A 12,505-nucleotide genomic window follows, 5' to 3' on the forward strand; every position below is an offset into this window, starting at 1 on the left:
CTAATTTTTCAAGCAAAAATTATCGTTTTGCTTGAAAAATGTCGAAAAACGAGAGAAAAATAGGAGGCCGAACAGGAGTTGCGAGCAACTGCGTTTTAAAGTCACAACTCTTTCATTCGTGATTTTTCCGAAGTTTTTAGGGCGTGTTCAATTTCTAAGATACTAAGGGCGTCAAGAAATCCTTATAAAAATAGGGAGGTTGATGCTTCTTCCATGAAGCAAGGAGAGCGAGTCTTTTTTACTAGGATTTTAGCTCGAATTCAATTACAAGATACAAAGCCCGTTAGCAGACTGCTTCATCGCTATTGCGAAACGCAATGCTCTGAAACGAAAGTCATTAGCGTGCTCTTTCTACAGTTTGCACTAATTTTTCAAGCAAAAATGATCGTTTTGCTTGGAAAATGTCGAAAAACGAGGGTACCGCACAAGCTTCGCCTTATCAACCCAGTTTGCCCTTGTTTTTTATTTCGACATTGGCTTCTTCAATCCAAGTGCAAGATAGCCTGACGGTCTCATTCTATTTTCACTCTCTAATTTTTTAACTAGATTTAAGTTGCGTTCTGATTGAGTCTGCTTCCCTTTTCTCGGTGTAAATTTCTGCAAATAGGACAAATCATCATAGGAATGCCTAAGACTTTCACTCCATCCAAAACACAAACCTTCTTCCAGCACTTCATGAAAAGTGATAGATTTTACCTTGCTTTTTGTCTTATATATCCTCACCCATATCCCGTCGGATTTATTTTCATTTTCTAGTAACCAATCATGTAACTCACCGCTTGTTTCGTATGATATGATAGGCAAATTTTCGTGCAATTCATCTAATTGTTTCATCTAAGGTCCCTCTATTTTCTAGTATGCCACAAACCACGACCTATCAATTTGTAAATCTTAATAGATAACCGTTGGGGTCTTGAATGAGAAACTCGATTTGTTCTTCTACGCCACCTTGGACTTGATAAGAAGTTCTGGTCAACTCTCTGTAAATCTCTATTTGTTCATTTTTAACCGTTTGATAGAGCTCTTCGACATTATCGGCAGCAATGGAAAAGTTAATGCCTCGCCCCAATGGATATTCTAACTCACCAATATTCCAGCCATCATCGTGGATTTGCTCAAACATAAACTGGCTGCCTTGAAAAGACATAAAAACAAACTTGTCTGCCTTTCGTTCATATTCTACTTTAAAACCTAATGTTTCATAAAAATCCTGAGTTTGTCTAATATCAAAGACAGATAATTCGGGGATTAGTTCCTTAAATTCCATAATATGTCCTCCAATCATTCCACTCTATCTACAAAAAGCAAATGGCTACTTAAATACCGCAATGGTGCAACCAGAGCCACCAGCATTTTGGGGAGCATAGCCAAAAGACTTGACCTGCTTGTTGCGACGCAGATACTTGGTCACGCCCTCGCGAATGACACCCGTTCCAATTCCGTGGATAATGTCCACTTGGGCTAGATTGTTGAGCAGGGCTTGGTCGATAAACTCGTCTAACTCGCGCATGGCTTCTTCGTAGCGCTTGCCTCGTAAATCAAGGCGGGCCCGCGGACCAGAAGTATTGGTCCGCTTGACGACATGGACCTGTTTCTTCTTAGGGGCCTCTTCTTTTTCAGCCTTAAGGAGGTTAAACTCATCTTCTGCCAGAGTCATCTTAATCAAGCCAACCTGGGCCTCCCAGCGGCCGTCCTTGAGCTGCTTGGTCAGGCTACCACGCTGGCCGTAGCTAGTGACCATAATTTCATCGCCAATTTTTGGCGCCCGTTTTTTCTTGGCCTGTTTCAAGACCTTGTTTTGGGACAAGTCTGGGCCCGCGGGTACTAGTTTCTTGAGCTGGCCCTTGGCCTCGATGATTTCATGGGGTTTGAGACTGGCCTTATCGTGCAGTTCTTTTAGAATGCTCTCACTCTCTGTTAGAGCCAAATCTACAATTTCCTGGGCTTCCTTGCGGGCCTTGCCCAGCTCATTTTCCTTTTCGCGGTTAAACTCATTATACAACTTTTTCAAAGCACGATTAAATTTGAGATTTTCCTGCTCAACCTGGCGAATATTGTCCAGGCGCTTTCGGCTTTCTAGACTATCTTCCTCCAGCTGCTCGATAATCCGATTAACATCACTATCTGTGGTCATCAAGTCTTGGGCCTGATTGACAATCCAAGCAGTCAGACCCAGACGCCGAGCAATTTCAAAGGCATTGCTGCGGCCAGGGACTCCCTGCATAAAGCGATAGGTCGGACGTAAACTAGCTGTATCAAATTCCATGCTAGCATTTTGCACCCCGGCAGTCTCTATCCCATAGGCCTTAAGTTCAGGATAATGGGTGGTGGCCATAGTCTTGATTTGCCGGAGGCGCAGGTCCTCTAGGATTGCTAGGGCCAGACTGGCCCCCTCTTGAGGATCTGTCCCTGCCCCCAATTCATCCAGAAGGACCAAATCTTGGTCTCCTGCTCTTTCTAAAATGGAAACAATATTGGTCATGTGACCCGAAAAGGTGGACAGACTTTGCTCAATCGACTGCTCATCACCGATGTCCGCAAATATTTCTCGAAAGAGGCCAACCCGACTGCCAGCCTCTGCCAGGATTGGTAGGCCAGACTGGGCCATAAGCTGGGCCAGCCCCAGGGTCTTGAGCATAATGGTCTTCCCCCCCGTATTGGGACCGGTAATCAAAAGAGCCTGCAAGTCTGCATCAAAATGCAGGTCATTGGCTACTGCCTGCTCAATCAGGGGATGGCGGACTTGGAGCAGTTGGATGTCTCCTTCCTGAGCTAGGTCAGGAATCTGGCCTCCCTTGGCTCGCATAAAGCTGATTTTGGCTAAGACCAAATCCAAATGACCGATAATCCAAGCATTATTGGCCAAAATGGCTGCATGGGGCCTAAGGAGATTGGACAAGTCCTGCAAGATGCGCAGGCACTCATAACTTTCATCTGCCTTGTAATTGGAGATTAGCTCATTGATAGCCACCAGGGCTCTAGGCTCAATATAGACGGTATTTCCACTGGCTGAAATATCGTGGACCACCCCAGCAAAGCGATTGCGATAGGTATTTTTCACCGGTAAAACCTGGCGACCATTGCGACTGGCCAAGACCTGGTCAGCCAGGAGATGGCCTTGATTTTTTAAAATATCCTGTAAAATCTGGCGGGCTTCGCTCTCCTTCTCCCGAATCTTGCGCCGAATCTTAAGCAAGTCCTCACTAGCAAAATCTTCAATCAAGCCTCGATTGCTAATCGCTTCCAAACTCCCTTGGAGCTGGGGGAAGCTGACCAGATTTTCAAAAAGGCGGTCAAGGCTATGTAGACGAACATTTTCGAGCTCCTCATAAAAATCCTTGAGCCGATGGCTAACAGCTAATACTTGCTTGATTTTCAAGAGCTCCTCGATATTGAGATCAGTCTCAAGTTCCAAGCGCTTGACAGGCCCTGCTATGTCCTTGATGGCCGCCAGAGTAAAATGCGGTTCCTCTATTAAAATCTGCTGCAAGTCCTTGACTTCCAAGAAGGCCTGCTCAATCCTTGAAGCCTGGTTGGCTGGTTGGAGTTGGGCCAATTCTAGTTGGCCCTGCTCGGTTTGTAAATAGGGGCTAAACAAGGCCTTGACCTTGTCAAACTCTAGGGTTGCTAAAATCTTATTGTTCATCATTCTCCTACGAAAAAGAGCAAGAGCCAGGCTCTTACCCAATTATTTTTGTTAGCCAAAGGTCCCTTAAGAGACCTGATGTAAGCGGGGTATGGTTAATAATAAAACGAGCCAGACCACTAGCATTTAGCTGGTCTTGAATCAGGCTCATGGGAATGGTTGCCAAAATCGTCAGGCACATCTGAAGGCTAAAGAGGGCTACTAGGACAGCCAAGATTCCTCCTGTAATATTCAAGCTCGTGGACTCAGTTGAACCCTTGGGAATGAGGTGGATAAAGATTCCCAAAAAGCGGGCCAGACTATAAAAGAAGCTAAAGAGAAGTAGGTAGGCTAGGCCAGCATAAAAAACCTTGTCCAATTGAAAGAGTAGGTTGTTGGGAAAGAAATAGGTGGAGGATCCTTGTGTTGCGCTAGCATAGGGGACCCATAGACTTAAAAAGGAAGCCAGACCTTGGTAAAATTGGCCAGCCAAAAGCATGGAAATAAGGGCCGCCAAGCTGTAATAGACCTGAAGGACCAGACCTCTTGAATAGCCGATATAAAAGGCCCAGGCCAAAATCAGCAATATGAGAATTGAAATCATGCTCTTCCCTCTTTGCTAATAGATTTTCCACGCAAATCGCTCAAGGCCTTCTGCCGCAAGCGGTCCAATTCTTTTTCCTTGTCATCAAACTCGATTTCACGATTGAGCTGGGTGGACAGACTATTGATAGCAAGAAGGATAGCCAGGGTCTCATCATCTGCATTAGGCATACGCTCCTTGATGGCCTGGTATTTTTCCTTGGCCACCTTTTCGACCTCTTCCATAAAAAGATTATCATGTCCTGTAGTCAGGGTTAATGTTTTTTTTCCGAATGTAAACTTATATCGATTCAAATTTGCCATAAAATCACCTCATGATATTATACCAAAAATCCAGATTTTTGTCAGGCCAAAAGAGATAGAGGGGCTAACAAAGTAGGGCTTTCTGCCTATTTTTCCTAGCTTTCTTCCCCTCGACTTAGAACTCTATCCTGCTTTCCTTTTTTCCTGTCCCGATTTCTGTCAGCCCTCAAGATGTCAACTGACCTAGCTGATTTTTTCTAGAGCTGGCCCTTTAAAGCAAAGATGATTTAAGTCAGTCTGGGCTTTTTATGGTACAATAGATAGCATGGACAGTATTAGTTTAAGCCCAGCAAGAGACTTGCTGGAGGCCTTTATTCAGAAACATCAAAAAGACTTGGCCCCTAGTAAAAATCCCTATATGAAGCATTTTTTCAAGCTTCCTGGAGCTAGTGTCAGCGTCTACCAGTCGGGCAAGGTCCTGCTCCAGGGAGCCAAGGCTAGCCATTATGCCCTAGACCTAGGCTATCAAGCAGAGCCACAAGTGGAGCAAGCAAGCAGCCAAAGTCAGGCTCTAGCCCTGATTGGGACGGACGAGGTGGGCAATGGTTCCTACTTTGGCGGTTTGGCCGTCGTTGCTTCCTTTACCCAACCAGACCAGGAGGGCTGGCTGAGAAGTCTGGGGGTAGGGGATTCCAAGACCCTAACTGATCAGAAAATTCGCCAACTGGCCCCCCTTCTAAAGCAGGAAATTCCCCATCAGGCCTTGCTCTTATCACCCAGCAAGTACAATGAGGTAATCGCCTCAGGTTACAATGCCGTTTCCGTCAAGGTGGCCCTGCATAATCAAGCCATCTACCTTCTCCTAGAAAGGGGAGTCCAGCCAGAAAAAATCGTTATTGACGCCTTTACCACGACTAGAAACTACCAGAACTATCTGAAAAAAGAGCGCAATCATTTTCCCAACCCTGTCAGTCTGGAAGAAAAGGCCGAGGGGAAATATCTGGCCGTTGCTGTCAGCTCAATTATCGCTAGAAGCCTCTTTTTGGAAAATCTAGACCAGCTTAGCCAGGATTTGGGCTTTCGTCTGCCTAGCGGGGCTGGTAAAAAAAGTGATCAAATAGCCAGCCAAATCCTGGCTTCCCTAGGAATGGAGGGCCTAGCCCGCAGTGCCAAACTCCACTTTAAAAACACAGAAAAAGCCAAGGCTCTTTTAGAAAGGTAAATCATGAAAAAGTTCAGTTTTAAAAGTTTTATGAAAGAATGGGGGCTCTTCCTCTTCTTTATGGGACTCTTCTTACTCTCTCGCTTCCTCTTTTGGTCACCCGTTCGAGTGGACGGCCACTCTATGGACCCAACCCTGGCCAATGGAGAATATCTCCTCGAATTGCGCCACCTCCCTATCGATCGTTTCGATGTAGTTGTAGCCAAGGAAAAAGATGAGGCTGGCAAGGACAAGCGGATTGTCAAGCGGGTCATCGGTATGCCGGGAGATCAGATTCGCTATGATAACGACCAGCTCTATATCAACGGTAAAAAGACCGACGAGCCTTATCTCGCCGACTATCTGAAAAAATTCAAGGAAGATAAGTTGCAGTCTACCTACTCCTACAACCAATTCTTTAAGGATTTGGCCCAGCAGGCCAATGCTTTCACGCAAAATGCAGAAGGTCAAGCCAGCTTTACCATTGAAGTTCCAGAAGGCGAATACCTCCTTCTAGGAGATGATCGCATCGTCTCCAAGGACAGCCGCCAGGTTGGTACCTTTAAAAAAGACCAAATCGAGGGCGAAACCGTCCTCCGCTTCTGGCCACTCAATAAAATCGGAACCTTTTAAGGAGCAAGGTCTGGCTAGCTAAGCCGAGCCGACCTCCTTTTTTAGCACAAAAAAGAGGACAGTTATGGAATTTTTCTTCTCGGGAACAATCGAGCGGATTATCTTTGAAAACCCCAGCAATTTTTTCCGGATCCTCGTCTTGGACATCCAGGAAACGGATGCGGAGGACTTTACTGACTTTGAAATCATTGTTACTGGCAATATGGCCGAGGTCCTAGAAGGTGAGGACTACCAATTTTGGGGCGAGCTCATCCATCACCCCAAGTATGGGGAACAGCTGAAAATCAGCCGTTATGAAAAGAGCAAGCCTAGTAGCCAGGGCTTGGTCAAGTATTTTTCTAGTGAGCATTTCAAGGGAATTGGGCAAAAGACCGCCCAGAAAATCGTGGACCTCTATGGAGATGAAACTATTGACAAGATTTTGGCTGACCCTGAGCGCCTCAAAAAAATCAAGGGCTTTTCCAAGGCCAAGCGAACCGCCTTTGTAGCCAAGCTAGAGGCTAATTATGGGGCTGAACGTATCCTAGCCAAGCTAGCCGAATACGGCATTCCCAATAAGCTAGCCTTTCAGATTCAGGATTACTATAAGGAAGAGAGCCTCAATATTATCGAGAACAATCCCTACCAGCTAGCCGAGGATATCCAAGGTCTAGGCTTTACCCTGGCCGACCGCCTGGCTGAAAAGTTGGGCATTGCTGCCGACTCCCCCCAGCGTTTCCGAGCTGGCCTTAGCCATTGCTTGCTCCAGCTATCCATGGAAAGAGGCGATACCTTTGTCGAGGCCCGGGATTTACTAGAGGATAGCCTCAGCCTCCTGGAGGAAAGCCGGCAAATCGAGCTGGATCCTGTCCTAGTCGCTGATGAGCTCAGCAACCTTATTGCCGAGGACAAGGTCCAGACCGAGGACAGCCGAATCTTCGATAATTCCCTCTATTTTTCAGAAGAGGGGATTGCCAGCAACCTCCTAAGAATCCTGGCTCAAAAGACCGATTTGGAAGTCAGCCCTCAAAGGATTCAAGAGGTCATTGACCAGGTCCAGACCGAGCTAGGCATCCACTACGACCAGGCCCAAAAACAAGCCGTAGCCCAGGCCCTCACCAACAAGGTCTTCTTTCTAACCGGAGGACCAGGAACGGGGAAAACAACCGTTATTCGGGGTCTGATTGCCAGCTACGCCAAACTCCACAAACTAGACTTAAAAGAGCCTGACCTGCCCATTCTACTGGCTGCACCTACTGGCCGAGCCGCTAGGCGCATGAATGAGCTGACCGGCCTAGCCAGCGCCACCATCCACCGCCATCTAGCCATGACTGGTGATGATGAGGAAGCCCACCTCAGCGACTATCTCGATGCCGACTTAATCATTGTCGATGAATTTTCCATGGTCGATACCTGGCTAGCCAACCAACTTTTGGCTAATATCTCCAGCAAGAGCCAGCTGATTATCGTTGGTGATGCAGACCAGCTCCCTTCTGTCGGCCCTGGCCAGGTCTTGGCCGACCTCCTGACCATTGAGGGCCTGCCCCAGGTCCGATTAGAGAAAATCTATCGCCAAAGCGAGGACTCAACCATTGTCACCCTGGCTAGTCAAATCAAGGCGGGAAACCTGCCCGCTGACTTTAGGGACAAAAAAGCAGACCGCTCTTACTTCGAGGCCGAAAGCCAACATATCCCAGTCATGATTGAAAAGATTATCGCTGCTGCTATCCGCAGTGGCCTGGCTCCATCTGATATTCAGATTCTAGCACCCATGTACCGTGGCGCCGCAGGAATCGACCAACTTAACAAACTGGTCCAAGACCTGGTCAATCCAATCCAAGAAGGACAGCTTCACTTTGAAACAGCCGACAGCCAATACCGGCAAGGGGACCGGCTTATCCATCTGATCAATGACGCCGAAAGAAATGTCTTTAATGGAGATGTCGGAAAAATCACCGACCTCCTACCCGCCAAGTACAGCGACTCCAAGCAAGATGAGCTAATCATTGATTTTGACGGCAATGAGGTTAGCTATCCCCGCAATGAATGGTACAAGATTCGCCTGGCCTATGCCATGAGTATCCATAAGTCCCAGGGGAGCGAATTTCCCGTTATTCTCCTGCCAATCACTTCCAGCAGCCACCGCATGCTCCAGCGCAATCTCATCTACACCGCTATCACCCGGGCCAAGAGCAAGCTAATCCTTCTGGGTCAGTACGAGGCCTTTGACTATGCCGTCAATAATACAGGAACTGGCCGCAAGACCTATCTGGTCCAACGCTTTGCCCAATCAAGGCTGACTAGTCTAGAGGACCACACGCCTTCAATAACTCTTGAAAGCAAGCCCCAGGCCCTGCAAAACCCTGTCCTAACCGCCAATAATCTGGAACAAATCGACCCCATGATTGGGATTCAAAAAGAGGATATCCAGGAAATTTTCGGAAAAACTGGGCAAAATAAAAGCAGTTGACTAGGCCAGAAGCTAAAAAGCTCAACTGCTTTCACCATTTTCAAAAAAGAGGTTAGAGACTTTTGTCTCTAACCTCTTTTACTGGCTCTTTGTCACCCGCTACAGTTGACAAAGAACCGTTTCAATGAATCTTATTCTGCTTTTTTGCGTTTGAAGCTAGCTAGTCCTAATAGGCTGAGGATAGTCAGGCCTGCTAGGGCTGCACCTGAGGTCTTTTGACCTGTTGCTGGCAATCTTCTACTTGCTCTTGGTGGGAAACCATTCTCTCTTTGGTTTCTTGGATCAAGATTTTGTGGGCGAGTCCGGTTAGCTAGGCCTTGGACTACTGATTGGCCTTGACTTGCTTCTGTTGCCTTAAGGGCATTGAGGACAGCTAGTTCTCTTTGATAAACAGCCTCTTTTTGAGCTAAGTCAGCTTGAGCTGCTGCCAGAGCCTTTTGGGCTGCCTCTAGGAGGGCTGGCGCATTTTCTAAGCGGTTGAGGTAGTCTTTGGCATCTTCAACAGCCTGCTTGGCACTGTCCAGAGCGGTTTGAGCTTGGGCAAGTTTGCCTTGGGCTTCTGCAGTTTGAGCCTTAAGGGTATCCAGCTTGGTCTTTTCGTCCTGGGCTTGGACTTGGCTGGCTGCCAGAGTAGCCTTTTTGCCTTCTAAGGTTTTTTGAGCGGTTTCAAGGGCTGCTAATTTGGCCTTTTCATCTGCGGAAGCTGCGTCCTTAGCTTCTTGATAAACCTTGTTATAGTTAGCTTCAGCCTTGGTCAACTCTTCCTTGGCCTTGTCCAAACGGCTTTGAGCTGCTGGTGTTTCATCAATTCCCTTTTGGGCTTCTTCCAAGTTGCGCTTGCTTTGGGCCAGATTTGACTCTGCCTGAGCCAGGGCTGTCCGGGCTGCATCTGCCTCATCTTGGCTGATTGCATTTGGATTTTTAAGGACTGTGCCAAATTTAGACTTGTCTTTGACCTGGCTAGAAGAAGCACCGACATAGTTGATTAGAACTTGGTTGATGGTTCCGTTGCTAGCAAAGGCAACCCCCATATAAGCCCCACTCTTTTGATTATCTAGGGTACCAGTTATCTTTTGGGCAAGAATCCAAGGGTTGGTAGCAGCAGCTTTTTCAAATAGTTGATGCTTAAGAACATCATAGATATTCCGTTTAAGCTCATCCACTGAAATATTTTCCTTAGCGTCCAGACGCTTATAGTCCCAAACTTGGTTGGTGGAGGCTGGTAGGAGACCATAGTTATCTAGGCCGTATTTAGTTCTAGTCTCTGAGTCGACATTAACAGGCCTATTATGAGAAATTCCAGCATCTTGAGAATAGCGTTGTTCTTGGGCTGCCTTAGCTAGGGCTGCTGAATAATCTACCATATTTTGAGTCAGGACAGCCTCAGCTGAGCCAATCTGCTTATGAACCTGGTTGATTAAATCCTGAGTATAGTAGTTGAGCTCCATCAGAACATCTTGCGGTAGATTGTTGATATTATAAACTCTCTTTGTGTCATCTGGGTTGCTGACATAGTTATTGCTATTTTTAAGGGTTTCAGACTCTCTAGTCAGAATTTCACCATTTTCTGGGCTAAGAGCGCTTGAGCCTACCTTAGGCCCATTCATGGCGTCAACATAGGCCTTAGAAAGGCTCAAAGTATTTCTGACCTGGTTGAAACTATTGACAACTGCTTGCTTGGCTGCGACATCTTTTTCAGCTGCGGCTACCGCTTCCTTGGCCTTGGCAATCTTGTCTTGACGCTCTGCATCTGCCTTTTGGGCTGCTGCTAACTCAACTTCCCGTCCTGCAACTCCTGCCTTGGCCGCATCAACTTGAGCCTTGGCTTCTTTGACTGCTGGAGTTTCCAGTTGACCGTCAACTGCTGCTTGGGCTTGGTCCACAGCTGCTTGGGCTGCCTTGACTTCTTCCTGGTCGCTAGCTACTTTTTTATCAGCTTCAGCCACCTTAGCCTCTTGGGCTGTTTGAGCCGCTTGGGCTGTCTGAACAGCTTTTTGAGCTTCTGTTAGGGCCGCCTCTGCTGGTGCTACCTTGGCTTCTGCTGCTGGGATTGCAGCCTTGGCCTTTTCGATATTTTCAGCAGTGGCATTGTTTGAGTCGCTTTGAGCTTGGTTCAAGGCTGCCTGAGCCTTGTCTGCTTGAGCCTTGGCCTCATCTGCCGCTTGCTTACTTGCTTCAACAAGCTTACCTTGCTCTTCTAGGCTAACCGGCGCTGGGCTTTTAGCTACGGGCGCTTGTTCAGCCACTTCATCCGCTTGGACAGTAGTCGCTGCTCCTAGACTTGCTGTAGCAAGCAGGGCAGAACTGGCAATCAGACTGGTTTTTATCTTATTCATAAAAATCCCCTTTTTCAAAAAAATAATACTATCACATATTATAATGGTTTTTTCCTAGCCTTGTCAATCAAAAACCGGCAAGAGAGCTGAAAAAATAGATTTTCTCCACCTGCTCCTTGCTGATAAATCATTGGGAAACCCTGAATAAATAAGTATTTATAATGAAGTTCGGTCTTCTTTCTATAAAGAAGGCTAGTGGTTAATGTAGATTGGTCATGGTCAGACCCAGAAGGCGGATTCCCCGTCCTGGATCACCCAGCTCTGCAAAGAGGTCCCCTGCCAAATCACTCATGACCTTGGAATCAGCTGTGGCCAAGTCCAAGCTCCGTCTTTTGGTTAGGGTCGAAAAGTCAGCATAGCGAATTTTCAAAATCAGGGTCTTGCCTAGCTTTTGATGGCCTTCCAAACTGACCGCTACCTTTTGAGCCAGCAGGTCTAGCTCTTTTTCAATGTCCTCTTCCTTATAAAGGAGCTTGGCATAGGTCCGCTCCTTACCAATAGATTTACGAATCCGGTCGCTCTTGACGGCCGAATTACTTATCCCTCTGGCCTTGCGATAGAGGTCATAGCCAAAGCGACCAAACTGGTCAATCAGGGTCATTTCCGGGATTTGGAGCAGGTCAGCTCCTGTATAGACCTTCATTTCATGCAGTTTCTGGACAGTCTTTTTTCCCACCCCGTAAAATTTAGCAATATCCAGCTTGACCAGGAAGTCTTGGGCTTCTTGGGGTCGAATCACCGTCAAGCCATGGGGCTTTTCATAGTCACTGGCCAGCTTGGCCAAAAATTTATTATAGGAGACGCCTGCCGAGCTAGTCAGACCCAGTTCATTCCAAATATCGTGCTGAATCAGACGGGCTATCTTGACTGCTGATTTGAGTCCGAGTTTATTTTCGGTCACATCCAGATAGGCCTCATCAATACTCAGGGGTTCGATTAAGTCGGTATAGCGCTTGAAAATCTCCCGAATCTCCAAGCCAACCTTTTGGTATTTTTCATAGTTGCCCGAGATAAAAATGGCTTGGGGACAGCGCTCGTAGGCTTCCTTGGAGCTCATGGCTGAATGAACACCGAACTTTCTGGCCTCATAGTTGCAGGTGGAGACTACCCCTCGTCCCCCACTTAGTCTAGGATCCTGGCCGATAATAACAGCCTGACCTTTCAGGCTAGGATTGTCGCGCTCCTCAATAGCCGCAAAAAAGGCATCCATATCAATATGAATGATTTTTCTAGATGTATCATTGATAAGGGGAAAGATGAGCATCTCTTTTGCAGCCTTTCTAAGGAAATTTTCTATTTTTATTATACTCTTTTTCTGCTTTTTTAGGGGGGATTTTCTCCTGCCTAAAAATATAGTACAAAATACTTGACATTTTGAAACTGTATTATAAAAGAAAATCCTCAACTTGTCAGAA

At 46.8% G+C, this 12,505-nt stretch carries 9 protein-coding genes and 1 pseudogene; 3 read left to right on the forward strand and 7 right to left on the reverse strand.

Annotated features, from left to right (window positions below):
- Positions 1-462: 462 nt before the first annotated feature.
- From C4K46_RS07225 to C4K46_RS07245, 5 genes are read right to left on the reverse strand one after another with little or no spacing between them, the layout of a single operon-like run.
- Positions 463-834: a YdeI/OmpD-associated family protein gene (locus tag C4K46_RS07225; RefSeq protein ID WP_209628227.1), complete on the reverse strand. Its 372-nt coding sequence runs from the start codon at positions 832-834 to the stop codon at positions 463-465.
- 43 nt (positions 835-877) lie between these two features.
- Positions 878-1,267, reverse strand: a complete 390-nt coding sequence (locus tag C4K46_RS07230; protein WP_209628228.1) for a bleomycin resistance protein — start codon at positions 1,265-1,267, stop codon at positions 878-880.
- A 45-nt stretch (positions 1,268-1,312) separates the two neighbouring features.
- On the reverse strand, positions 1,313-3,646 hold the full coding sequence (locus tag C4K46_RS07235; RefSeq protein WP_209628395.1) for an endonuclease MutS2: 2,334 nt from the start codon (positions 3,644-3,646) through the stop codon (positions 1,313-1,315).
- Positions 3,647-3,680: 34 nt separating this feature from the next.
- Positions 3,681-4,229 carry a CvpA family protein gene (locus C4K46_RS07240; RefSeq protein WP_209628229.1) on the reverse strand — a complete coding sequence of 183 codons (549 nt, stop codon included), beginning with the start codon at positions 4,227-4,229 and terminating at the stop codon, positions 3,681-3,683.
- Positions 4,226-4,531 carry a hypothetical protein gene (locus C4K46_RS07245; protein ID WP_209628230.1) on the reverse strand — a complete coding sequence of 102 codons (306 nt, stop codon included), beginning with the start codon at positions 4,529-4,531 and terminating at the stop codon, positions 4,226-4,228. Before C4K46_RS07245 ends, C4K46_RS07240 begins: the two co-directional genes overlap by 4 nt.
- Positions 4,532-4,796: 265 nt before the next feature.
- Here C4K46_RS07245 and rnhC point away from each other — a divergent pair, with 265 nt between their 5' ends.
- The 3 genes and pseudogenes from rnhC to recD2 form a co-directional block, all read left to right on the forward strand.
- Positions 4,797-5,693, forward strand: a complete 897-nt coding sequence (gene rnhC, locus C4K46_RS07250; protein WP_209628231.1) for a ribonuclease HIII — start codon at positions 4,797-4,799, stop codon at positions 5,691-5,693.
- Positions 5,694-5,696: 3 nt separating this feature from the next.
- Positions 5,697-6,305 carry a signal peptidase I gene (gene lepB, locus C4K46_RS07255; protein ID WP_209628232.1) on the forward strand — a complete coding sequence of 203 codons (609 nt, stop codon included), beginning with the start codon at positions 5,697-5,699 and terminating at the stop codon, positions 6,303-6,305.
- A gap of 64 nt (positions 6,306-6,369) precedes the next feature.
- A pseudogene (gene recD2 / locus C4K46_RS07260) lies at positions 6,370-8,569 on the forward strand (SF1B family DNA helicase RecD2); the annotation flags it as partial.
- A 316-nt stretch (positions 8,570-8,885) separates the two neighbouring features.
- Here the strand turns inward: recD2 and C4K46_RS07265 are convergent.
- Complete coding sequence (locus tag C4K46_RS07265) at positions 8,886-11,090, reverse strand: SEC10/PgrA surface exclusion domain-containing protein (protein ID WP_209628234.1); 2,205 nt, start codon at positions 11,088-11,090, stop codon at positions 8,886-8,888.
- 199 nt (positions 11,091-11,289) lie between these two features.
- Positions 11,290-12,354, reverse strand: coding sequence for a DNA polymerase IV (dinB, locus tag C4K46_RS07270; RefSeq protein WP_209628235.1), 1,065 nt, complete (start codon positions 12,352-12,354; stop codon positions 11,290-11,292).
- Between the last annotated feature and the right edge of the window lie 151 nt (positions 12,355-12,505).

Source organism: Streptococcus oricebi (genome assembly GCF_017883985.1).
GTDB classification, from domain to species: domain Bacteria; phylum Bacillota; class Bacilli; order Lactobacillales; family Streptococcaceae; genus Streptococcus; species Streptococcus oricebi.

Coding starts and splice junctions, on each gene's coding strand:
- C4K46_RS07225 (WP_209628227.1), bottom strand. CDS start 834: ATGAAACAATTAGATGAATTGCACGAAAATTTGCCTATCATATCATAC.
- C4K46_RS07230 (WP_209628228.1), bottom strand. CDS start 1,267: ATGGAATTTAAGGAACTAATCCCCGAATTATCTGTCTTTGATATTAGA.
- C4K46_RS07235 (WP_209628395.1), bottom strand. CDS start 3,646: ATGAACAATAAGATTTTAGCAACCCTAGAGTTTGACAAGGTCAAGGCC.
- C4K46_RS07240 (WP_209628229.1), bottom strand. CDS start 4,229: ATGATTTCAATTCTCATATTGCTGATTTTGGCCTGGGCCTTTTATATC.
- C4K46_RS07245 (WP_209628230.1), bottom strand. CDS start 4,531: ATGGCAAATTTGAATCGATATAAGTTTACATTCGGAAAAAAAACATTA.
- rnhC (WP_209628231.1), top strand. CDS start 4,797: ATGGACAGTATTAGTTTAAGCCCAGCAAGAGACTTGCTGGAGGCCTTT.
- lepB (WP_209628232.1), top strand. CDS start 5,697: ATGAAAAAGTTCAGTTTTAAAAGTTTTATGAAAGAATGGGGGCTCTTC.
- C4K46_RS07265 (WP_209628234.1), bottom strand. CDS start 11,090: ATGAATAAGATAAAAACCAGTCTGATTGCCAGTTCTGCCCTGCTTGCT.
- dinB (WP_209628235.1), bottom strand. CDS start 12,354: ATGCTCATCTTTCCCCTTATCAATGATACATCTAGAAAAATCATTCAT.